Annotated in this window: 22 protein-coding genes and 1 pseudogene; 13 read left to right on the top strand and 10 right to left on the bottom strand. The window is 64.3% G+C overall.

The features are described from left to right. The first annotated feature begins 140 nt into the window (after positions 1-140). On the top strand, positions 141-1,046 hold the full coding sequence (locus tag PMM47T1_RS12645) for a DoxX family protein (protein ID WP_008369279.1): 906 nt from the start codon (positions 141-143) through the stop codon (positions 1,044-1,046). Here the strand turns inward: PMM47T1_RS12645 and PMM47T1_RS12640 are convergent. Continuing rightward, on the bottom strand, positions 1,030-1,938 hold the full coding sequence (locus tag PMM47T1_RS12640) for a LysR family transcriptional regulator (RefSeq protein WP_008369277.1): 909 nt from the start codon (positions 1,936-1,938) through the stop codon (positions 1,030-1,032). The two genes, PMM47T1_RS12645 and PMM47T1_RS12640, sit on opposite strands and share 17 nt — an antisense overlap. Before the next feature lie 93 nt (positions 1,939-2,031). On the opposite strand from PMM47T1_RS12640, the gene PMM47T1_RS12635 reads away from it, so the two are divergent. The 5 genes from PMM47T1_RS12635 to aroE are packed head-to-tail and all read left to right on the top strand — an operon-like array spanning position 2,032 to position 5,876. Further along, complete coding sequence (locus tag PMM47T1_RS12635; protein WP_008369275.1) at positions 2,032-2,985, top strand: ketopantoate reductase family protein; 954 nt, start codon at positions 2,032-2,034, stop codon at positions 2,983-2,985. Beyond that, on the top strand, positions 2,982-3,368 hold the full coding sequence (locus tag PMM47T1_RS12630; protein ID WP_008369273.1) for a VOC family protein: 387 nt from the start codon (positions 2,982-2,984) through the stop codon (positions 3,366-3,368). Before PMM47T1_RS12635 ends, PMM47T1_RS12630 begins: the two co-directional genes overlap by 4 nt. A gap of 8 nt (positions 3,369-3,376) precedes the next feature. Further along, a complete protein-coding gene (locus PMM47T1_RS12625) occupies positions 3,377-3,832 on the top strand; it encodes a MaoC family dehydratase (RefSeq protein WP_008369270.1) in 456 nt (151 codons plus the stop codon). Beyond that, a complete protein-coding gene (locus PMM47T1_RS12620; protein WP_008369267.1) occupies positions 3,829-5,061 on the top strand; it encodes a CaiB/BaiF CoA transferase family protein in 1,233 nt (410 codons plus the stop codon). Before PMM47T1_RS12625 ends, PMM47T1_RS12620 begins: the two co-directional genes overlap by 4 nt. Further along, on the top strand, positions 5,058-5,876 hold the full coding sequence (aroE, locus tag PMM47T1_RS12615) for a shikimate dehydrogenase (RefSeq protein WP_008369265.1): 819 nt from the start codon (positions 5,058-5,060) through the stop codon (positions 5,874-5,876). The genes PMM47T1_RS12620 and aroE overlap by 4 nt, the downstream gene beginning before the upstream one ends. A gap of 183 nt (positions 5,877-6,059) precedes the next feature. On the opposite strand, the gene PMM47T1_RS12610 is transcribed toward aroE, so the two are convergent. Further along, entirely contained in the window at positions 6,060-7,628 is a 1,569-nt protein-coding gene (locus PMM47T1_RS12610; protein ID WP_008369263.1) for a GMC family oxidoreductase, read from the bottom strand. A gap of 12 nt (positions 7,629-7,640) precedes the next feature. Beyond that, on the bottom strand, positions 7,641-8,201 hold the full coding sequence (locus PMM47T1_RS12605) for a hypothetical protein (RefSeq protein ID WP_008369261.1): 561 nt from the start codon (positions 8,199-8,201) through the stop codon (positions 7,641-7,643). 184 nt (positions 8,202-8,385) lie between these two features. On the opposite strand from PMM47T1_RS12605, the gene gloA reads away from it, so the two are divergent. Then, positions 8,386-8,913 (top strand): lactoylglutathione lyase, encoded by a 528-nt coding sequence (gloA, locus tag PMM47T1_RS12600; RefSeq protein WP_008369258.1) that lies wholly within the window; start codon positions 8,386-8,388, stop codon positions 8,911-8,913. Positions 8,914-8,958: 45 nt separating this feature from the next. On the opposite strand, the gene glsB is transcribed toward gloA, so the two are convergent. Beyond that, positions 8,959-9,867, bottom strand: coding sequence for a glutaminase B (gene glsB, locus PMM47T1_RS12595; protein WP_008369255.1), 909 nt, complete (start codon positions 9,865-9,867; stop codon positions 8,959-8,961). 179 nt (positions 9,868-10,046) lie between these two features. On the opposite strand from glsB, the gene PMM47T1_RS12590 reads away from it, so the two are divergent. Next, positions 10,047-10,730 carry a GNAT family N-acetyltransferase gene (locus PMM47T1_RS12590; RefSeq protein ID WP_008369252.1) on the top strand — a complete coding sequence of 228 codons (684 nt, stop codon included), beginning with the start codon at positions 10,047-10,049 and terminating at the stop codon, positions 10,728-10,730. A 47-nt stretch (positions 10,731-10,777) separates the two neighbouring features. On the opposite strand, the gene PMM47T1_RS12585 is transcribed toward PMM47T1_RS12590, so the two are convergent. Then, positions 10,778-12,052 (bottom strand): glucarate dehydratase family protein, encoded by a 1,275-nt coding sequence (locus PMM47T1_RS12585; protein ID WP_008369249.1) that lies wholly within the window; start codon positions 12,050-12,052, stop codon positions 10,778-10,780. Positions 12,053-12,080: 28 nt separating this feature from the next. Next, positions 12,081-13,421 (bottom strand): MFS transporter, encoded by a 1,341-nt coding sequence (locus PMM47T1_RS12580; RefSeq protein WP_008369246.1) that lies wholly within the window; start codon positions 13,419-13,421, stop codon positions 12,081-12,083. Between the two features lie 104 nt (positions 13,422-13,525). Between PMM47T1_RS12580 and PMM47T1_RS12575 the strand changes: the two genes are divergently transcribed. After that, positions 13,526-14,428 carry a LysR family transcriptional regulator gene (locus PMM47T1_RS12575; protein ID WP_008369244.1) on the top strand — a complete coding sequence of 301 codons (903 nt, stop codon included), beginning with the start codon at positions 13,526-13,528 and terminating at the stop codon, positions 14,426-14,428. On the opposite strand, the gene PMM47T1_RS29785 is transcribed toward PMM47T1_RS12575, so the two are convergent. After that, positions 14,412-14,588, bottom strand: coding sequence for a hypothetical protein (locus PMM47T1_RS29785; RefSeq protein ID WP_157212993.1), 177 nt, complete (start codon positions 14,586-14,588; stop codon positions 14,412-14,414). The two genes, PMM47T1_RS12575 and PMM47T1_RS29785, sit on opposite strands and share 17 nt — an antisense overlap. Before the next feature lie 128 nt (positions 14,589-14,716). On the opposite strand from PMM47T1_RS29785, the gene PMM47T1_RS12565 reads away from it, so the two are divergent. After that, complete coding sequence (locus tag PMM47T1_RS12565) at positions 14,717-15,367, top strand: DNA-3-methyladenine glycosylase family protein (protein ID WP_008369241.1); 651 nt, start codon at positions 14,717-14,719, stop codon at positions 15,365-15,367. Here the strand turns inward: PMM47T1_RS12565 and PMM47T1_RS12560 are convergent. Next, positions 15,356-16,546, bottom strand: a complete 1,191-nt coding sequence (locus PMM47T1_RS12560) for an MFS transporter (RefSeq protein ID WP_008369239.1) — start codon at positions 16,544-16,546, stop codon at positions 15,356-15,358. The two genes, PMM47T1_RS12565 and PMM47T1_RS12560, sit on opposite strands and share 12 nt — an antisense overlap. Positions 16,547-16,686: 140 nt before the next feature. Continuing rightward, the gene (locus tag PMM47T1_RS12555) at positions 16,687-17,532 is read right to left on the bottom strand and encodes a LysR family transcriptional regulator (protein WP_008369237.1); all 846 of its coding nucleotides are present in this window, start codon (positions 17,530-17,532) and stop codon (positions 16,687-16,689) included. Between the two features lie 130 nt (positions 17,533-17,662). Here PMM47T1_RS12555 and PMM47T1_RS12550 point away from each other — a divergent pair, with 130 nt between their 5' ends. The 3 genes and pseudogenes from PMM47T1_RS12550 to PMM47T1_RS30850 all read left to right on the top strand — a co-directional run bounded on the left by PMM47T1_RS12550 (position 17,663) and on the right by PMM47T1_RS30850 (position 19,578). Continuing rightward, positions 17,663-18,172, top strand: a complete 510-nt coding sequence (locus tag PMM47T1_RS12550) for a thioredoxin family protein (RefSeq protein ID WP_008369234.1) — start codon at positions 17,663-17,665, stop codon at positions 18,170-18,172. 92 nt (positions 18,173-18,264) lie between these two features. After that, positions 18,265-19,041: pseudogene (locus PMM47T1_RS30855) on the top strand (PAS domain-containing protein); the annotation flags it as partial. Beyond that, entirely contained in the window at positions 19,021-19,578 is a 558-nt protein-coding gene (locus PMM47T1_RS30850) for a methyl-accepting chemotaxis protein (RefSeq protein WP_425225844.1), read from the top strand. The pseudogene PMM47T1_RS30855 and the gene PMM47T1_RS30850, both read left to right, overlap by 21 nt. Positions 19,579-19,728: 150 nt before the next feature. Here PMM47T1_RS30850 and PMM47T1_RS12540 read toward each other — a convergent pair whose 3' ends face one another. Further along, the gene (locus PMM47T1_RS12540; RefSeq protein WP_008369229.1) at positions 19,729-20,631 is read right to left on the bottom strand and encodes a sugar phosphate isomerase/epimerase family protein; all 903 of its coding nucleotides are present in this window, start codon (positions 20,629-20,631) and stop codon (positions 19,729-19,731) included. Between the last annotated feature and the right edge of the window lie 18 nt (positions 20,632-20,649).

Genomic DNA, 20,649 nt, shown 5'->3' with positions numbered 1-20,649 from the left:
GCCGCCCCTGGAACCGCTGCCGTCAGGCTGCGCTGGCCCGAATGAACCCTGGAGATCTTCAGCGTAATCGAGGGCCAGCACAGCCTGGCGGCAGCGTCTACACGGCGCGCGGGAAACGGGACATCTTTCAAGGCAGATTCATGAACAATCCCATTGTCTATCCGGCGTCAATCGACGGCGCCTACGCCACTGACTACCGCTTGCTGCGCCCCACACGCCTGCCGCAATGGCCGGCGGTCATCGGTATCGCGGCCACGTTGATCGTCACGCTGTATTGCAGCCTGGTCACCCATAGCCTGCCGGATTTCGCGGCCTGGTCCAGCAGCCTGTGGCTGGTGGTTGCCCTGGCGTCTGCCGTATTCATCACCCCGCGCCTGTTCACGGTGGGGTTCCTGGTGTCACTGCTGCCGTTCCTGATTGCCTGGCGCGTGGCGGCCATGAACGGCGCGATGCCAGTGCTGTGGGTCGCCAGCTTCACGGCGGTGGTGCTGGTGCTGCAATTCATCGACTGCGCGGCCAGCGACTGGCAGCGCCATCGCGGCCGCCCCGAAGCCTGGCTGAACACCTTGTTGTGGCAGGCGACGATCGTACGACTGTGCTTCGGCCTCAACGAGTTGTGCCATAGCAGCGAGAAAATATTCGCCGGACTGGGCTCGTTCCACACCCTGGAGCATGGCTTCCAAGGCCTGGGCATTGCCCACGGTGCGGCGTTGTTCGTGGTGCTGGGTGGCTTGATCGAACTGGCCTCGGCCATCAGCGTTGGCCAGGGGCTATTTGCCCGATTGGGCGCGCTGCTCAGCCTGGTGTACTTTCTGGTAGCTACCCTGGGTTTCGGCGGCGAATGGACGCGGGGTTACGCCTGGGCCACGCCCGGCGGCGGGGGCTGGGAATACGTGATGCTGCTGTTGGTGGTGTTCGGTGGAGTATGGGTGACCGGCGCCGGCAAGTTCTCCATTGACGGCTGGTTGTTGCGCCAGGCCATCGTCCCTGGTTGGTTGCAAGTGCTGTGCACCAATGCCGAAGGCCGCGTCAGCGGTCGGCCTTGAACAGCTCGATCATCACCCCGCGCAGCCAGCGGTTGCCGCTGTCCAGATGGTAGCGCGCGTGCCAGTGCTGCTTCACTGAAAAGCCTTCGATCGCCACCGGGCAGTCATGCACGGTCAGGCCGTGCATGGCCGCCAGGGTTTCGCCGATGTGCCGGGGCAGGGTGGCGATCAGGTCGGTGGTGCCGATGATGGCGCCCAGGCCAAGGAAACCGGGCAATTCCAGAATGATGCGGCGCTCGATGCCTTGCAGGGTCAGGGCGCTCTCGAACAGTTTCTGCCCGGTGCCGGCGGTAATCTGCACGTGGCCCTCGGCACGGTAGCCCGCACGGTCCAGGCGGGCACCGATGCGCGGGTGTTCGGGGCCGCTCAGGCACACCCAGTCCTGGGGGAACAGCACTTGCTGGTACATGCCGCCGCCCAGCCACGGCACGAAGCCCACGGCCAGGTCCGCTTCACCTGACTCCAGGGCGCGCTCGGTGTTGCCGTCGATGCGCGCGGCTTCCAGGCGAATGCCCGGCGCTGCCTTGCGCAGGTGCGCGAGCACCCGTGGCAACAGGGTGATGTGGCTGGCGTCACTGACGCACAGGCGAAAGCGCCGCTGGGCCGTGGCCGGGTCGAAGTCCGGCTGGTGGGTGGTCAACCGGCGCAGGCTTTCCAGCACTTCGCGGCAGGGGCCAATCAGGCTTTCGGCGCGTGGCGTGGGCGCCATGCCCGCCGGCGTGCGCACGAACAGCGGGTCGTGCAACTGCTCGCGCAGGCGGCCTAACCAGATGCTGATGGTGGGCTGGCTCTGGCCCAGTTGCTCGGCCGCGCGGGTGACGCTGCGGGTGTCGTAGAGCACGTTGAACAGTTGCAGCAGCTTGGGCTCTGGCAGTGCGGTGATGTCGACCATTATTGTGTTTTTCAATAGGGCTATTGCAGCCATTGTATAGCTCAACGGTGCGCCCGGGCATAAGGTGGGAGCATAAAAAAAGGAGGCCACCGCTTGAAAATATGCATGCTTGGCGCCGGCGCACTGGGCTGCGCCATCGGCGCCACCCTGAGTGAAGCCGGCCACGATACCTGGCTGTTGAACCGTTCGGCGGCCCACGTAAACGCCATGAACCGTGACGGCCTGACCGTGCACGACGAGCACGGCCAGCGCAGCGTCAAGGTCAATGCCAGTACCCATGCCGACCGCGTGGGCGAAGTGGACCTGGTGGTGGTGTTGGTGAAGTCCTTCCACACCGCCCAGGCCATCGCCGGCGCCAAGGCGCTGATGGGCCCGCACACCCTGGTGCTGTCGTTGCAGAACGGGCTGGGCCATGAAGACATTCTGGCCGAGGCGGTGGGGCGCGCCAACGTCCTGGCCGGCAAGACCTACGTCGGCGGCGTGATGCTGGCCCCCGGCGTGATTCGGGCCGGCGTGACGGGCAAGCACACCTACATTGGCGAGCTGGATGGCAGCCTCAGCGACCGTGTGCAGGCCATCGCCGATGCCTTCAACGGCGCCGGGCTGGCCACCACGGTGAGCGAGAACATTGTCGGCACCATGTGGGACAAGCTGCTGGTCAACGTCGCCACCGGCGCCCTGACCGGCATCACTCGCCTCACCTACGGCCAACTGTACAGCGAGCCGATGCTCAAGGCTGTGTCGCTGTCGGCGGTAGCCGAAGCCATCGCCGTGGCCACCGCCGCTGGCGTGCAACTGAGCCTGACTAACCCCGGCGCGGCCTGGAACCTGGCGGCTGAAGGCCTGCCCGCCGCCTTCAAGACCTCGATGTTGCAGAGCCTGGAAAAGGGCTCGGTCACCGAAGTCGACTTCATCAACGGCTCGGTCGTGCGCTGGGGCCAGCGCCACGGCGTGGCCACCCCCGTCAACGCCACGCTGGTGGCCTGCATCAAGGGCATCGAGCGGGCCATGGCCGATCAACAGCCACAAGAGGAAGCCAAGTCGTGAGCATCCCCAAAGCCTATGTAGAACACGTTGCCGTCTGGGTCAAAGACATCCACTGGCACATTCGTTTTTTCCATGAGGTGTTCGGCATGACCTTGCGCGAAGTGCAGGGCAGCGTCGCAGAACCCATTCAGTACTGGACCCTGGGCGGCATGCAGTTCATGAGCAAGCCTGACCATGAAGGGCCCGAAGGCCGCCTGGGCCACTTGGGCGTGATGTGTGAAGACGTCGACTACGCGCTGGCTGCCGCCCGCACGTTCGACGTGACGCAAATGGCCCAGGGCCACAACTGGCTGCGCCTGCCGGACGGCCTGGCGGTGGAATTCATTCAAGCCTCGCCGGTTGCCTGCGTGGCCCAGGCCCTGGCCATCAACCCTCGTTCGTGAGCTGCCCTATGACCGCACAAGAAAAATACTGGGACGACGCCCGCGAAGGCGACGAATGCACCAGCCCTGAATACACCGTCACCAAGGAACGCATCCTGGCCTACGCCGACCTCACCGGCGACCACACCCCGGTGCACGTGGACGAGGCCTACGCCAACGCCAGCCACTTCGGCTGCCTGGTGGCCCACGGGCTGTTCGGCCAGAGCATTGCCGACGGCCTGAAAACCCAGAGCGACTACCGCTTCCTGCCAGGCATGAGCCTGGGCTGGACCTGGGACTTTGTGTTGCCCATCAAGGTCAATGACGTGCTGCACGTGAAGTTTCGGGTGGGCAGCATGCGTGCCAGCAACAGCAAGCAGGGGTGGGGCATCGTTGTCCTGCCTTCGGAATTGATCAACCAGAAAGGCGAGGTCGTGCAGCGCGGCGAGCATCGCTTGATGGTCCCTCGCAGGCCCCAAGCATGAGCCAGCCACTGCCCTTGAAAGGCATTCGTGTCATCGACTACAGCCACTTCCTCGCGGGCCCGTACGTGGGTCGCTGCCTGGCCGCCCTGGGCGCTGAAGTGATCAAGGTGGAACGCCCCGGCACTGGCGATGCCGGCCGCCAGCACGCGTTCACCCTGGACGAGCACCAGAGCGGTTATTTCCTGCAGCTGAACATGGGCAAGCAGGGCGTCAGCGTCAACATGCGCGACCCACGCGGCAAGGACTTCATGCACAAGCTCTGCGACAGCGCCGACGTGTTCATCGAGAATTACCGCCCCGGTGCCCTGGAAAAACTGGGCCTGGGCTATGCCGAGCTGTCGGCGCGCAACCCCAAACTGGTGTATTGCTCGATATCGGCCTACGGCCACACTGGCCCCGACGCCCACCGCGCCGGTTTCGGCCTGATCGCCGAAGCCAAGAGCGGCATCATGCAGATGGTCGGCAACCCGGGCGAGGCGCCGCCGCTGCTGCGCATATCCCTGGGCGACATGTACACCGGCATCCACGCGGTGGCGGCCATCAATGCGGCGTTGCTGGGCCGGGTGAACAGCGGGCGCGGCCAGCACATCGACATGGCCCTGTATGACACCCTGGTGTCCATGCACGAATACGCGGTGCAGTGCTACACCTTGTCCAACGGTGAAATCGTGCCGCAGCAGACGGGCCACGACATGCCTACCTCGACCCTGTACGGCGTGTTCCGCGCCGCCGACGGCGACCTGGTGATCGCCGCCCAGGTGGACGATGCCTGGAAGCGCTTTGCCGTGATGCTGGAGAACAACGGCGGCCCGGCCGGCTTTGGCGGCGACACACGCTTGCATAGCCTGAACGGCCGTAATACCCACCGGGTGGAGATTCTCGATACGGTCAAGGCGTGGGTGGCTGCCAACCCGGTGGCGCGCATCCTGTCGTTGCTGGATGAAATCGACGTGCCCAGCGCCAAGGTGCAGCGTATCGACGAGGTCATCGCCGACCCGCAGATCAAGGCTCGGAATATGGTCGTAGAGCAGGAGCATCCGCGCTACGGTACCCTGCGCATGCCGAACCTGCCGTTCCGCTTCTCCGACTGCGACACCACGATTCATCAGGTGGCCCCCGACCTGGGCGAACACAACGCCCAGGTGGCGGCCAAACTGGGCTTCAGCGCGGACGAGATCGCGGCAATGCAGGCCGACGGCGTGCTGTTTTCCCATGGAGGTGGACAATGACAGACCGTTACAGCGTGATCGGGCACCCGATCAACCACACCAAGTCGCCGCTGATTCACGGCCTGTTTGCCGAGGTCAGCCAGCAGGACCTGGAATACGGCGCCATTGAAGGTGGCCTGGACGGGTTCGAGGCCCAAGTGCTGGGCTTTCGCGACGCAGGCGGGCGCGGCATGAACATCACCGCGCCGTTCAAACTGCGCGCCTTTGAACTGGCCGACGCCCGCAGCGAGCGCGCCACCCTGGCCAAGGCCTCCAACGCGCTGAAGTTCGAACACGGCAAGGTCTACGCTGAGAACTTCGACGGCATAGGCCTGCTGCGCGACATCGAGCACAACCTGCAAGTGCCCTTGGCCGGCCGCAAGGTCCTGGTGTTGGGCGCGGGCGGCGCGGCACGCGGCGCCTTGCTGCCATTCCTGGCGGCGGGCCCGGCCCACTTGGTGATTGCCAACCGCGACCTGGCCAAGGCTCGCACCCTGGCCGCCGAGGTCACCGACCCGCGCGTGCAGGTGTGCGCCTACGACGCCTTGGGCGGTCAGGATTTCGACCTGGTGATCAACGCCACCTCGGCCAGTTTGGTGGGCGAACTGCCGCCTATCGGCCCCGAGGTGTTCGACCATGCGCTACTGGCCTATGAACTGGCCTACGGCAAAGGCCTCACGCCGTTCCTGCGCCTGGCCCGGGAGTCGGGTGTCGCGCAACTGGCAGACGGTGTTGGCATGCTGGTGGAACAGGCCGCCGAGGCGTTCGAATGGTGGCGCGGCGTGCGCCCTGAAACCCGCCCGGTCATCGATCGCCTGACCGTGCCACTGGACTGATGCACAGGTGGATTGCCTTGCTGGTGGCGGTGACCTTTTTTATGGAAAACCTGGACGCCACGGTGATCGCCCCTGCTGCGCCCGGCTGCGCTGGCCCTGACCCGCGCTGAAGATCTTCAGTGTGCTCAAGGGCCTGCGCAGCCTGACGGCAACCGCTAGGACGCAGCAGCCACGACGCAGCGGTCAGACGCGTTGCTCCTTCATTGCCTGGGCGATGTAATCGGCTTGCCGGATGGCCAGGGTGACGATGGTCAAGGTCGGGTTTTCCGCCGCGCTGGTGGTGAACTGGCTGCCGTCGCTGATGAACAGGTTGGCGATTTCGTGGCTCTGGCCATGGCCGTTGCACACGCCGTCGGCGGCCTTGGCGCTCATGCGGCAGGTGCCCAGGTTGTGGGTGGAGGGGTAGGGCGGCACGCGGTGGGTCTTGAGTGCGCCCACGGCCGAATACAGCGCCTGGCCCTGGGTGAACGCGTGCTCGCGCATGGCCAGGTCGTTGGGGTGGTCGTCGTAGTGCACGTTGGCCACCGGCAGCCCGAACTGATCCTTCACCTGTTCGTTGACCGTGACGCGGTTGGTTTCGCGCGGCATGTCCTCGCCCACGATCCACAGCCCGGCCAAGTGTGTGTACTGGTCCATCACCCGGGTAAAATCCGGGCCCCAGGCGCCGGGGTTGAAGAACGCGCCGAGGAAGGACGGCCCCAGGGAAATGGTCTCCATTTCATAGCCGCCGACAAAGCCGCGCTCGGGCTTGAACTTCACCTCGTCGCTGATGATGCCGGCCATGATGGTGCCGCGGTAGAAGTGCACCGGTTCGCTGAACTCGGCAAACACCGAGCCTGTGGTGTGGCGCATGTAATGCTTGCCCACCATGCCGGCGCCGTTGCCCAGGCCATGGGGGAACTTGCTGCTGTGGGAGTTGAGCAGCAGGCGCGGGGTTTCGATGGCGTTACCGGCCACGGCCACCACCCGGGCTTTCTGCCGTTGCAATTGGCCGTTGGCGTCGGCGTAGACCACGGCGCTGACCAGGCCCTTGTCGTTGTGCTCGATGTGCAGCACCTGGGAGGAGGGGCGCAGGTCGAGTTTGCCGGTGGCTTCGGCAGCGGGGATTTCGGTGTACAACGTTGACCACTTCGCGCCCATCTTGCAGCCCTGGAAGCAGAAACCCAGTTGCTGGCACGAGGCACGGTTGGCGCGCGGGCGGCTGTTGATGGCCATGTGGCCGGTGGAGCACTCGGTGTAGCCCAGCTTTTGCGCGCCGTTGTACAGCACCTTGAAGTTGTTGTTGCCCGGCAGGCCCGGAATGTCGTTGGTGCGGGTCACGCCCATCTTGTCTTCGGCGCGGGCGTAGTAGGGCTCAAGTTCGGCCAGGGTGATTGGCCAGTCCAGCAGGTTGGCGTCCTTGATGGCGCCGTAGGTCTTGAGCGCGTGAAATTCGTGTTCCTGGATGCGCAGGCTGGCGCCGGCCCAGTGGGTGGTGGTACCGCCCACGGTCTTGCAGATCCAGGCGGGCAGGTTGGGGAAGTCCTTGGCCACCCGCCAGGTGCCGGAGGTGGTGCGGGTGTCGCCCCAGGACAATTGCGCGAACGAGGGCCATTCGTCGTTGATGAAGGTGCCCTGATTCTGCCGCGCGCCGGCTTCAAGCAGCACCACGGGAATGCCTTTCTGGCACAGTTCATTGGCCAGGGTACCGCCACCGGCGCCAGAGCCGATGACGACCACGACCGAGTCGTCGTCATGATTGAAAGTGGTCATGGGCGTGCTTCCTCACGTAAAGGGGTTGGGGCTCGCTGCCGCAGGCGGGTTCGGTAACCAGGACAGGTCATTGAAACCGCGCATCAGGTAGCCGCCCTTGGGGAAGGAAGCACCCTCGTAACCGAAGTGCAGGTAGGCCAGTTCGTTGCTGTACAGGGTGTTCACTGCCGTTGCGCGCACCATGGCGAAGAAGGGGGTGTCCTGGATGGATTGCAGGATGGCGACCTGCTGCGTGGCGTCGATCTTGCGCCAGTCGCCCCCGGCTTTCTGGTCCAGAGTGGCGATGCCTTGCTTGAGCACGTCGGCGGCGCCGGGGTCACTGCTGGCCTTCTGGTCCAGGGCCTTGACCGGGAAGGCATACACCGCGTCTTCCAGGGTGTCGTGGGGGTAGAGTCGACGCACCATCAGCAGCAGCTTGTCGCCGCTGTCGCTGTCCAAGGTGGTCATGGGCAGGGCCCAGCTTTGGCTGGGGGCCATCAGGGCAATGGGACCGCTGGTGAACAGCAGCGTACCGAGCAGCAGGCCGCCACTGCCCTGAAGAAACCGGCGACGATCGAGTGTCAGGTTACTCATGGCGATGTCCTTCTTATTGTTGTTGTCACGCAACCCATAGTAGTAACGCCAGCGGGGGGCAGGTAATAGGCGCCTACTACGTTGGAATAAGCTTAGACGTGCCGGTGGCAGCGTAGTAGGCGCCTATTACCGCGGGGGCGCTCGGGCTTTCTAGAATGGGCCACCTCACCTTGAGATACCTGCCATGTCGTTCATCAGCGAAAATCAGCCGGGCGTGTGCCTGGCCCCCGATGCCGAGACCCAGGCCTACGTGTTCAACCACAGCATGATCCGGGTCAAGGACCCCCAGCGTTCACTGGATTTCTACACCCGGGTGCTGGGCATGCGGCTGTTGCGCCAGGTGGATTTCCCCGAGGCGAAGTTCTCCCTGCTGTTCCTGGCCATGACCGCCGGCGAAGCAGTGCCCGAAGAGCGCGGGGCGCGCCAGGTGTACACCTTCGGGCGCCAGTCAGTGCTGGAATTGACCCACAACTGGGGCACCGAAAGCGATGATTCGCGGTACCACAACGGCAACCAGGACCCGCGCGGCTTCGGTCATATCTGCTTCAGCGTGCCCGACATCGACGCCGCCTGTGCCCGCTTCGACCGCCTGCGGATACCCTTCGTCAAGCGCCTGGACAAGGGAATGAAACACGTGGCGTTCATCAGTGATCCCGACGGCTACTGGATCGAAATCGTCCAGGCCGACCTGCTGGCTGACCTGGGCCAGTAGCCTGCGGGAGCCTATGGCAGGTCATTCGCGGCGCGGGTCACCGGGTCAGAACACCGACCAATTGATCCGCTCGCTCAGCAACTCCAAGGCCTTCATGCCCGCCAGCGAGTTGCCGGCGGCATTGAGCTCCGGTGACCACACGCACACCGTGAACTGCCCCGGTACCACGGCAATGATGCCGCCGCCCACGCCGCTTTTGCCCGGCAGACCCACCCGATAGGCGAAGTTGCCGGCCTCGTCGTACAGGCCGCTGGTGGCCATGATCGAATTCACCTGCTTACTCTGTCGTGGGCTCAGGATCTGCTCGCCGCTGTGCTTGCAGAAGCCCTCGTTGGCCAGGAAGCAGAACGCCTTGGCCAGGTCCACGCAGTTCATCTGCAGCGCGCAGTGGCTGAAATAGCTGCGCAGCACCAATTCCACCTCATTGTGAAAATTGCCGAACGACTGCATCAGGTATGCCATGGCAGCGTTGCGCGAGCGGTGCTGGTACTCGGATTCGGCCACCTTGCCGTCCACCAGCACCTGGGGGTTGCCCGACAGCCGCCGCACGAAATCACGCATCGACAGCGCCGGCGCGGCGAACCGCGACTGATTGATGTCACAAATCACCAGCGCACCGGCGTTGATGAACGGATTGCGCGGCCGCCCGCGTTCGAACTCCAACTGCACCAGCGAATTGAACGGCTGCCCCGAGGGCTCGTGGCCCAGACGCTCCCAGATGGCCTCGCCGGAATGCCCGATGGCCTGCACCAGGCTGAACACCTTGGAAATGCTCTGCACCGAAAACGGCGTCTGGGCATCACCTGCGCTGTACAGGCTGCCGTCGTTGCCGTACACGGCAATGCCCAGCTGGTTGGCGGGGACGTCGGCCAGCGCGGGAATGTAGTCGGCAACCTTGCCCTGACCGATCAGCGGGCGCACTTCGTCGAGGATTTGGGTTAACAGCGTTTGCATGGGGGGCCTGTTGTGGGTGTGGTGGCGCAGTAAAGACGCTGCCCGCGCCTGCCGGATCACACCACATTCTTTGTGGCAGCTGGCTTGCCAGCGAGCTGTTGGGGCCAAGCAGCTCGCTGGCAAGCCAGCTGCCACAATCAGGTATGATGTGGCATGCCTTCCCGGAGCTTTTGCCCTCAATGCCCAGTATCACCCTGTTCCAGACCCCGCCGCCCGAGTCGTTCCAGAGCCAGATCCAGCAGCTGGTGATCGACAACCTCACCGCCATCAGCCAGGTGGCGCTGCCGTCCAGCAATGCGCTGTACCCGCTGTATCAGTATGGCGTGGGCTACGAGGTGCATCTGTACCTGCAGGCCATGGATGGTTCACGCGGATTTCCGGTTGAGGTGGTAGCGGCGCTGGATGATGAAGACCCGTCCCAGGTGCTGGGTTTTGCCCTGTACCTGCCCTTGACCGATGATCCACAGGCCTGTTCGCTGCTGTACCTGGCGGTGAAGGACGGCCATCGTCGCCAGGGCATTGCCCGGGCCATGGTGCAGAAGGTACTGGCGCGTTACCCGCATGCGGAGCTTGGCTGTGTGGTCAGCCAGGTGGCGTGCGGCCAGGCCTTGGGCTTCCAGGTGCTGGGCACCCGCGGCTCACAGGTGTTGATGAACACCCGAAACCACGCCTCCCAAGGGCTGACGCCGGTGCTGGACACCGCGCCGATCTACCGCTCGGTGGAGGTGCGGCAGATTCACGCCTACCTGCTCAAGCAGCACGGCGAAAAGGCCATGGTCAATGCCGAGAAGCAGCGTGACCGGCACCTCGACCAGCTGGCGCGCGAAGCACAGGCGTTTGTGAAGGTACACCTGGGCCTGTAAAACCGTTCCCCCGCCGAACATCCAAGGCAACCCAGGAGATGCCGTGATTAAAACCGCGGTTTAACCGTCATCCACTCCGGCTGGTACCGCTGCATCTGCCGCACATCATCGCGCTGGCGGATGCCGCAGCTCAGGTACTGGTCATGCAATTTGCCCAACTGGTCGTGGTCCAGTTCCAGGCCCAGGCCGGGGGCGCGGGTGATTTTCACACAGCCGTCGACGATGGGCAGTTTGCCGCCCTTGATCACTTCCTCGTCCGGCTCTTGCCAGGGGTAGTGCGTGTCGCAGGCGTAGTCCAGGTTGGGCACCGCAGCGGCCACGTGGGCCATGGCCATCAGGCTGATGCCCAGGTGCGAGTTGGAGTGCATGGACACGCCCACGCCGAACACCTGGCACATTTTGGCCAGTGCCTGGGTATCGCGCAGGCCGCCCCAATAGTGATGGTCGGCCAGCACGATCTGCACACTGTCCAGGGCCACGCTGCGACGGAACTCGTCGAAGTCGGTGACCACCATGTTGGTGGCCAGCGCCAGGCCGGTGCGCTTGTGCAGTTGGCTCATGCCTTCCAGGCCCGGAGTGGGGTCTTCGTAGTACTGCAGATCGTCGCCCAGCAACTCGGCCATGCGGATGGCGGTTTCCAGCGACCAGTTGCCGTTGGGGTCGATGCGCAGCGGGTAGCCGGGAAAGGCTTTTTTCAACGCCTTGATGCACGCCACCTCATGCTCGGGCGGCAGGGTGCCGGCCTTGAGTTTGATGCTCTTGAAGCCGTAGGCTTCGATCATGCGCCGGGCCTGGGCGACTATTTGTGCCTCGCTCAGCGCTTCGCCCCAATTGTCTGGCGTGTAGGGTGAGTCGATGTGCTGGGCGTACTTGAAGAACAGGTAAGCACTGAACGGGATCTGGTCGCGCACCGCGCCGCCCAGCAAATCCACCAGCGGCACATTCAGGTAATGCGCCTGCAAGTCCAGGAAGGCCACTTCGAATGCCGAGTAGGCATTGCTCACCGCCTTGCTGGCGTGAGAACCGGGGGCCAGTTCGGCACCGGCCAGGCTAGTGCTGCGGTTGGCCGCCACGGTGGCTTCGACCAACTGGCGCAGGTGGTTGAGGTTGAATGGGTCCAGGCCGATCAACTGAACCTGAAGTTGCTGCTGGATGGCCAGCGCCGGCGCGTCGCCATAGCTTTCGCCCAGGCCAATGTAGCCGTTGTCGCTTTCGATCTCGATGATCGAGCGCAGGGCGAAGGGTTCGTGGATGCCACTGGCATTGAGCAGCGGCGGGTCGCGAAAGGCGATGGGGGTGACAGTCACACGCTTGATTTTCAAAGGATGGCTCCTGACAGGTGCAGTCTATTCAAACCACCAGCGCCGCCGGCTTGCGATGGCCAGCGCGGGGCGCCTGGTTAGTGGGGGTTGTGCGGGCAAAGAAGATCACCACGGCGGCCACCATTGAGGTAATTGCCAAACCGTACAGGCCACCTTCGATGCTGCCCGTGGTCTGCTCCAGGAAACCGAAGGTGGCCGGGGCGACAAAACCGCCGAGGTTGCCGATGGAGTTGATCAGGGCAATCACCGCCGCGGCGATGCGCGCATCCAGGTAACCCTGGGGAATGGGCCAGAACAGTGCCGACGCCGCCTTGAAGCCGATGGCTGCGAAGCAGATGGAGATAAAGGCGAATACCGGCCCGCCGGTGGTGGACATGAACATGCCGATGGCCGCTACCACCAGGGTCAGGGCCACCCAGGCCTGCGGGTGTTTCCACTTGGCGGCCACGGCGGCGAAGCCGTACATGGCGACGATGGAGATCAGCCAGGGCACCGAGTTGAACAGGCCGACCTCGAAGTCGCCCAGGTTGCCCATTTGCTTGATCATGCTGGGCAGCCAGAAGGTGGCGCCATAGATGGTCAGGGCAATGGAAAAGTAGATGAAGCAGAACAGCGCTATCTGTCGGTCGGCCAGCAGCTTGAACATGGACGGCTTGACCACGTACAGCGCCTCACGGGCCTGTTGCTCCTGGGCAATGGTCGTTTCCAGCGCGTCCTTTTCCTCGTCGCTCAGCCAGCGCGCCTGGCGCGGGTGCGACTGCAGCCAGAACCACACGAAACCGCACAGCACCAGCGAAGCACCGCCCTCGATCAGGAACATCCATTGCCAGGCGTGCAGGCTCAGGGCATTGATGCTCAGCAGCGCGCCGGACACCGGGCCGGAGATCACCGAGGCAATGGCCGAGCCGCTGAGGAAAACCGCCATGGCCTTGCCGCGTTCGTTGGCGGGCAGCCACTGGGTGAAGTAATAGATGATGCCGGGGAAGAACCCGGCTTCGGCCGCGCCCAAGATAAAACGCAGCACATAGAAACTGGTTTCGCCGCGCACGAAGGCCATGGCCATGGCCGCGGCGCCCCAGGTGAACATGATGCGCGTGAGCCAGGCGCGAGCACCGAAGCGTTGCAGCAGGATGTTGGACGGCACTTCAAACAGCGCGTAGCCGATGAAGAACAATCCGGCGCCAAGGCCGTAGGCGGCCGCGCCGATGCCCAGATCAGCCTCCATGTGGCTGCGCACAAAACCGATGTTGACCCGGTCGATGTAATTGACGATGAACATCACCACAAACAGCGGCAGCACATGGCGTTTCACCTTGGCGGCGGCCCGTTCGAGCACGGAGGTGTCGGTGGCGGCATGATGGGCTTTCAAGGGCGACTCCCAATCTTGTTTTTGTAGGGACAGACCGATCATGGACGCGTGGATTGTTCCCGTCTAATCTAACCTGACACTTGATTGATACCCGGACTGAATCAATGTTCGAGCTGACCCAGCTGCGCTGCTTTACCACGGTGGCCACGGAGCTGAATTTCCGCCGTGCCGCCGAACGCCTGAACATGACCCAGCCGCCCTTGAGCCGGCAGATTCAGTTGCTGGAGCATCATCTGGGCGTGGCGCTATTTACCCGCAGCACCCGCAGCGTGGCGCTCACCGCTGCCGGCCGGGCGTTTTTCGTCGAAGCACAGAATTTGCTGGAGCGCGCCCAGCAGGCAGCGGTGGCGGCCAAGCGCTTTGCCGAGGGTGACATTGGCGCAGTGACCATCAGCTTCGTCGGCAGCGCGGTGTACGAGTTTCTGCCCAAGGTGATCGCCGAAGCGCGGCTAAAGCAGCCCCACGTGAAAATCGACCTGGCGGAAATGAACACCTACACCCAACATGAAGCGCTGCGCGCTCGGCGCATCGACCTGGGCATCGCTCGTGCGCCGTTGCTGGAGCCGGGTTACGCCACCGAATGCCTGGTGCGTGAACCCTTCGTGCTGGCCGTGCCTCGTGCTCATCACCTCGCCAGCAGCGACAGCGTGGCTGTGCGCGACCTGGACGCGCAGCCTTTCCTGATGTACTCACACGCGGCCTACCCGCCGTTCAACGAACTGCTCACCGGCATGCTGCGCTCGGCACGGGTGGCGCCCGACTACGTGCAGTGGCTGGGATCGTCGCTGACTATCCTGGCGCTGGTCAATGCCGGCCTGGGGTTGGCGCTGGTGCCGCGCTGCGCCACCAGCGTGGTGTTCAAGAATGTGGTGTTTCGCGACATCGACCTGGGCGAGGGGGTGCAGAGTGAACTGCACCTGATCTGGCGCGAAGACAACGACAACCCCGCGTTCGCCATGCTGCTGGAAGGTATTCGCGGGGCGGCGGGCGTTATTGCCCAGCGTTGAAGGCGTGGTTGAAGCGCTCGAGGAAAATCCCGCCCCACTGCTTCAGGTTGTCGACATACGCCTGCTTGTCGGCGAAGTGCTCGATGGTGCCCACCTGCCAGTCCGACGCGGCGATTGACGCGGCGGGGCTGGACTCGATACCGGCGGAGCTTGCATTCAAACCGTTCCTGGTCAGGTGGCGAGGCAGGGTCCAATGCCCCGGCCGGCGCAGAGTCACCGGGTGCGTGACGGGCGGCAACAGCACCGAGCCATGTTTCATCTTCGGCGCAATCGCGGCATAGTGGCGGCATGACCACCGACCTTGATCTGACTGCCCATCACGCTCGTCTACGGCAGCATCTGCGCGAATTGCTGCAGGCTGATCCGCGCCTGGCACCGGTGTACGCCCTGGCGGGTGACTTTGCGCCACGCCTGCGCGAGCCGGGGTTTGCCGGCCTGGCGCGGATTGTGTGTGGCCAGCAGGTGTCGGTGGCCAGTGCCGATGCCATCTGGGGGCGCCTGGCGTTATTGCCCCAGGCCACCACGGCGGCGGGGTTTCTGGCGCTGGGCGAGGAGGGCCTGGCGGGGGCGGGGCTGAGCCGCAGTAAGTTCAAGACCCTGACGCACCTGGCCCAGGCCCTGGAAAACAAAGAGCTGGACCTGGCGCACATCGCCCAGGTGCCCGCCGAACTGGCCATTGCCGAATTGACCCGGCTGCCGGGCATTGGCCCGTGGACGGCGCAGATCTACCTGATGTTCTGCGCCGGTCACCCGGATATCTTTCCGGCGGGCGACCTGGCGTTGCAGAAGGCCGTGGCCCATGCCTTCGAGCTGTCGGCCGTCAACGCCCGGGACCTGGCCAATCTGGCCTTGGCCTGGGCACCGTATCGGGCTACGGCGGCCTTGCTGTTCTGGCGCCTGTACGCAGTGATGCGCGGGCGCCAGGGGTTAGCGCTGTAGCCGCTGCACGGTGATCAGCGCCGCTACGGCCAAGCCGGCGATGATGGCCGCCAGCACCGTGACGCCGGTGGCCAGGCCATGCAGGTCTATCAAATGGCCCGCCACCATTGGCAGCGCGCCTGCCGGTACATAGCCGCCCATGTTGAACACACCGTTGGCCTCGGCCCGGCGGTTGGCCGGTACGTGCAAGGCAATCAGGCTCAGGCCGCCCAGTTGCCCGGTGCCTTGCCCGGCGCCGGCCAGCAATGCCGACAGCACCAGCCAGGGCACCGACGACTGTCCTACCGCCAGCCACAGCGTGGCCATGGCCAATACCGTGGCCAGGCCGCTGATCAGGAAGATGCGCGTTACGGCCAGGCGCTGCACGGCGAACTGCACGGCCACGCCCACCATGAACATGGCGAAGGCGGTGCCCCCGGCGATCAGCGGGCTGCCCACGTGGGCGAAGGCGGCGAACAGGCTGGGGCCCAGGCTCAATACAAAGGAGGTGGCAGTGATGCCCGGGCCGAAGAAGGCGACGCCGCGCAACACGTGGCCAATGTTTTCCCGGGGCACCGAGGGTAGCCGCAGTTTGAGCGCGGCGGTGGCGGGCCGCTGGCGCGGGAGGGCCAGTACTGCCCACAGGGCCAGTGCCAGCAACAGCAGTTCCAGGTTGAACACAACGGTCAGCGGGTGGTGGCTGTATTGCGCCATGATGCCGGCCAGCAACGGTCCGGTGCCGGCGCCCAACACCATGGCCACAGAGGCCAGCAGCGACGCCTGGCGTTTTTGCGAGTGTGCCGCCTGGTTCACCACGTTGGCCATGCCCGCGGATACGATGATGCCCACCGCCACGCCCGTGAGCAGGCGCGCCGCCATCAGTAGCGCCACGCTGGTGGCGAGCTGGAACAGCACGGCGGCGATCATCGCCAGCATCAGGGCTGGTATCAGCAGCGCCTTGGCGCCGAAGTGGTCGGACAGCCGTCCGGCCACCAGCAGGGTGCCCAACAACCCGAGGATGTAGCAGGTGAAGATCGTCGCCAGGGTGCCGGCGCCGAAACCCATCTGTTGTTGCCAGTGGCCGTACAGCGGCGTGGCTGCGTTGGACAGGATGAACACCGCCGTCACCACCCCGGCGGCGCGCAGCAGCGGGGCGGTGGAGGTGGGGGCGGCTGCGAGGGCCGAGGGGGTTGCGGTCATGGGTGCAGCACCGTTGAAACAATCGAGGATGGCGATGCTACGGTTGGATGGCCACGGGTTGAATTCCCCAGGGTTGCATTTGGCTTGTGCAAAAATGCACAAGCCCTTACACGCATACCTGGAGCGCTGGGAGGCGGCGATTACAGGGCCGGGGTCACACACTCGGCGATGAAGTCCATCACCGCGCGAATGTGCGCGGCATTGCGCACGTCCTCGTGCACCGCCAGCCAGACTTCGCGGGTCATGCAGGGCCCATTCGGGTCCAGGGCCACCAGGTCATGCTCGGCGGCCATGAACGCAGGCAGCAAGACCACCCCGGCGCCGCCGGCCGCCGCTATCGCCTGGATGCGCAGGTCGTTGCTGGTCAGCGCCAAGGGTCGTCCATCGGCCTGCTCCAGCAACCAGTCCTGTTGCGCCGAGCCCTCCATGCTGTCGTCGTACCCAATGAACACGTAGTCGCTGCTGCGTGCCAGGTAGGCTGGGCTGGCGTACAGGCGAAACTCCAGTTGGCCCAGACGCCGCGCGACCAGGGTCGGTTCGCTGGGGCGCATCAGGCTGATGGCGATGTCGGCTTCGCGACGGGCCAGCGATGCCCGTGACTTGGCACCGATCAACCGCAGTTTGAGCAACGGGTGCCGTTGATTCAGGGCGCTCACATGAGGGGCAATCAATGCGCCGGCGAAGGCGGGGGGCGATGACACTATCACTTCACCTTGCACCAGCGCCTGCTCGCCGCCGGCGAAACGCTCCAGGGCAAACGAGGACTGGTTCATGTGCTCACCGAAGTCAGCCACTCGCCGGCCGTCGTCGGTCAGCACATAGGCGCGCTGGCGGCGGTCCACCAGCTTGAGGTTCAGCGAGGTCTCCAGCGCCGCGATGCGCCGGGCCACCGTGGCATGGTCCACGCGCAACAACCGGGCGGCCGCCGACAGCGAGCCGGCACGGGCAAAAAGGGCAAAATAGCGAAGGTCTTCCCAGTCAAACATGAGCGGTCTCATTCAGCGCGAAGTGGAATGATAGGCGTTGTGGTTGCCTGAGCACCACCGCCTCGGCAGCGGCTGCAGGCACGGTGTGGGTTACAATGGGCTTCTGGTTCCACTCTTTCAGGAAAGCACCATGGCCTCGTATTCCCAACTGTCAGACATCGGCCAGCGCTTTGACGCGTTTGTCGCCACCGGTCTTGAGGGCGAGGCCGACACGGTGCATCGCGCGCAACAGGTGCTGGAAGCCGACGGCGTCAGCGAACGGACCCTTCAGCGGCTGTCGGCCATCAAGGGTTCCTACCGCCTGCTGGCCGCAGGCGAAATGTGGTGCCCGGACTGCCAACTCAACCTGGCCGCGCTGGATTACCTGTGCCGCCTGCAACCGCGCGTGCAACTGGCGGTGGTCAGCAAGGCGCGCGCCGAACATGACCTGCGCGAGCGCCTAGGCCTGGACAAGGTGTCTATACCGCTGGTGGTGGTGATGGACTGTGCGTTCGAACCGATCGGTCTATTTGTGGAGCGGCCGCGTGCCGTGGTCGAGGGCAGCGCCGAAGTGCTCGCGGCCTACAAGGCAGGGCAATGCCTGGAAGCGACCATCAGCGACGTGCTGGCCTTGATCGAAAATGCCGAAAAGCACCAATAGCTCGGCCAACGGGGGATAAAAGCCGCCGAACGGTGCTAATACCCTGAAAATGCTCGCCGATACTCTCCTTACCACAAGGAGGTCATCGGCCCATGTTCAACACCCGTCTCAAAGAGCAACTTGCGTCACAATCCGCCGAACTGAATGAACTGCGCCAACTGGTGGGTGGCCTGCAACGGGAAATGCTCACGCTCAGCGTCGACCCGCAGATGCGCATCGACGGTTGCAACGAGTCCTTTGCCAAGGCGCTGGGGTATTCGGTGGGGCAACTGGTGGGGCGGCCCATGGCCGAGATTGTCCCGGCCTACGTGTCGAAGCTGCCCTGCTACCACAGCCTGATGGCCGCGATCGGTTCGGGCTCCTCCATCACCGATGACTACCGTTTCCTGCGCGCCGACGGTGTGCTGGTATGGATTCGCGCCCATTGGCAGCCCATCGCCGATGCCAGCGGCGCGCTGAGCCATGTGCGCTGCTTTGCCGACAACATCACCGCCAACATTGAAAAATCGGCGGAAAGCACCTCGTTCATCGACGCCTTGCTGCGTTCTACCGCCGTGATCGAATTCGACCTCAAGGGCAACGTGCTGTCGGCCAACGACCAGTTCCTGCGGGCCATGGGCTACAGCCTCAGCCAGGTCAAGGGCCAGCATCACCGGCTGTTCTGCACCGCTGAAGAAACCAGTTCGCCCAAGTACGCCGAGTTCTGGGCCACGCTCAACCGCGGTGAGTTTGTTGCCGGGCGGTTCAAGCGGGTCGACAGTCACGGCCATACCGTGTGGCTGGAGGCTACGTACAACCCGGTGTATGACCCTGAAGGCAAACTCAGCAAGGTGGTGAAGTTCGCCACTGTGGTCAGTGACCAGGTGGCCCGCGAGGAGGAAGTGAACGCCGCGGCCCACACGGCCTACGGCATTTCCCAGCAAACCGACGTCACCGCCCAGCGCGGCGCCGTGGTGGTCAACGACACCGTGCAAACCATGCGCAAGCTGGCCGATGACATGCAGTCGGCCTCCACCGGTGTCGAGGCGTTGGGCAAGCAGTCGCTGCTGATCAGCTCCATCATCCAGACCATCAGCAGCATCGCTCAGCAGACCAACCTGCTGGCCCTCAACGCCGCCATCGAAGCCGCCCGCGCCGGCGAGCAGGGTCGCGGGTTTGCCGTGGTGGCCGATGAAGTGCGGCAACTGGCCGGGCGCACCAGCACGGCCACCGAGGAAATCGCCGCCGTGGTGCAGCAGAACCAGACACTGGTGGAAGGCACCGTACGCGAAATGGCCCACAGCAAACAGCAGGCCGAACAGGGCGTGCAATTGGCGAGTCAGGCGGGGGAGGTGATCGTCGAAATCCAGGAGGGTGCGCGCAAAGTGGTGGACGCGGTAGGGCGGTTTGCTCATCAGCTCAGTTGACGCCGCGTGGCCGTGTAGCGAGGGCTGCAGGCGGCGAAAAACTCTGCAGACCTTCGGCGGTGTCTTGCTGATATCGGGCCCGCTGTGCGGGCCTTCGCAGCCTGGCGGCAGCGCCTGCGGGGCGCATGAAGCACGCCGTGCAGGCCTGCTTCAGCGGAAATATTTGTCCACGTACCTCTGGATTTCTTCACGCATGAAACGCCCTGAGGCATCGGCGCGTTCTTCCCAGCCAAACACGCAGGCGGTGACAATGCCGTCGAAGCCGGTCTTGGCCAACGAACCGAAGAATACGTCCCAGTCGATCTCGCCCTGGTGCATGTCCATGTGCTGGTGAACCGTGACCTTCGCCCCCGGCGGGTTGATGATGTAGCGCAGCCCCGACGAGGCCTTGTGGTTGTAGGTGTCGGCAATGTGCACGTGGGCAATCAGCGAGCCTGCGTCGGCGATCATGCTGGCCATGTCATCGCCGAAATAGAAAGTGTGTGGCGCGCAGTACAGGAACTTGACGTTCGCCGAACCCACCGTCTTGATGATGTCCAGGGCCGGGTTGAGGGTTTCGCACCAGTCCTCGGGATGGGGTTCGACGTTGAGGGTGATGCCCTCGCGCTCGAAGATAGGTACCAGTTCTTCCATCGACCGCCACCAGGCCGCTTCGCTTGACTCGTGGCTGTGCACGCCGCCGCAACAGCTCACCGAGTGCCCGCGATCCGGCGACGGGCCGCGGCCGAACTCCGAGTTCATGGTGGTGCAGTCCAACTCCACGGCCACCTGGATGGCGCGCTTCCAATGCTCCACGGCCGTGCGGCGCTCGTCTTCATGGGGGCTGGCCCAGCGGTACATGGGCAGCAGGGAGGCCAGTTGCAGGTTGTGGTCGCGCAGGGCTTTCCTGAATTCGGCGATGCGCTCCTTGTGGGCCCGAGGGTGAACCCACCAGGGCAGGAAGTCCTCGCGCGGCGACAGCTCCAGGTACTCAAAGCCAAGCTCGGCGCTTTTTTGGCACAGCTCTGGCAGGCTGAGGTGGCGGTGCATGTAGGGATCAAGGGCGATTTTCATTGTTATGGTCCTTTGGTT

The sequence above is a fragment of the Pseudomonas sp. M47T1 genome (genome assembly GCF_000263855.1).
Lineage (GTDB): Bacteria > Pseudomonadota > Gammaproteobacteria > Pseudomonadales > Pseudomonadaceae > Aquipseudomonas.
This window is presented reverse-complemented; position numbering and strand designations above follow the sequence as displayed.

Bases quoted from the DNA above. Each gene is read 5' to 3' on its own strand.
- PMM47T1_RS12575 (WP_008369244.1), top strand. From the start codon at position 13,526: ATGTTCGAGCTGACCCAGCTGCGCTGCTTTACCACGGTGGCCACGGAG.
- PMM47T1_RS12540 (WP_008369229.1), bottom strand. From the start codon at position 20,631: ATGAAAATCGCCCTTGATCCCTACATGCACCGCCACCTCAGCCTGCCA.
- PMM47T1_RS12620 (WP_008369267.1), top strand. From the start codon at position 3,829: ATGAGCCAGCCACTGCCCTTGAAAGGCATTCGTGTCATCGACTACAGC.
- PMM47T1_RS12560 (WP_008369239.1), bottom strand. From the start codon at position 16,546: ATGACCGCAACCCCCTCGGCCCTCGCAGCCGCCCCCACCTCCACCGCC.
- PMM47T1_RS12610 (WP_008369263.1), bottom strand. From the start codon at position 7,628: ATGACCACTTTCAATCATGACGACGACTCGGTCGTGGTCGTCATCGGC.
- PMM47T1_RS12605 (WP_008369261.1), bottom strand. From the start codon at position 8,201: ATGAGTAACCTGACACTCGATCGTCGCCGGTTTCTTCAGGGCAGTGGC.
- PMM47T1_RS12625 (WP_008369270.1), top strand. From the start codon at position 3,377: ATGACCGCACAAGAAAAATACTGGGACGACGCCCGCGAAGGCGACGAA.
- aroE (WP_008369265.1), top strand. From the start codon at position 5,058: ATGACAGACCGTTACAGCGTGATCGGGCACCCGATCAACCACACCAAG.
- PMM47T1_RS12555 (WP_008369237.1), bottom strand. From the start codon at position 17,532: ATGTTTGACTGGGAAGACCTTCGCTATTTTGCCCTTTTTGCCCGTGCC.
- PMM47T1_RS12565 (WP_008369241.1), top strand. From the start codon at position 14,717: ATGACCACCGACCTTGATCTGACTGCCCATCACGCTCGTCTACGGCAG.
- gloA (WP_008369258.1), top strand. From the start codon at position 8,386: ATGTCGTTCATCAGCGAAAATCAGCCGGGCGTGTGCCTGGCCCCCGAT.
- PMM47T1_RS12640 (WP_008369277.1), bottom strand. From the start codon at position 1,938: ATGGTCGACATCACCGCACTGCCAGAGCCCAAGCTGCTGCAACTGTTC.
- glsB (WP_008369255.1), bottom strand. From the start codon at position 9,867: ATGCAAACGCTGTTAACCCAAATCCTCGACGAAGTGCGCCCGCTGATC.
- PMM47T1_RS12590 (WP_008369252.1), top strand. From the start codon at position 10,047: ATGCCCAGTATCACCCTGTTCCAGACCCCGCCGCCCGAGTCGTTCCAG.
- PMM47T1_RS12550 (WP_008369234.1), top strand. From the start codon at position 17,663: ATGGCCTCGTATTCCCAACTGTCAGACATCGGCCAGCGCTTTGACGCG.
- PMM47T1_RS12645 (WP_008369279.1), top strand. From the start codon at position 141: ATGAACAATCCCATTGTCTATCCGGCGTCAATCGACGGCGCCTACGCC.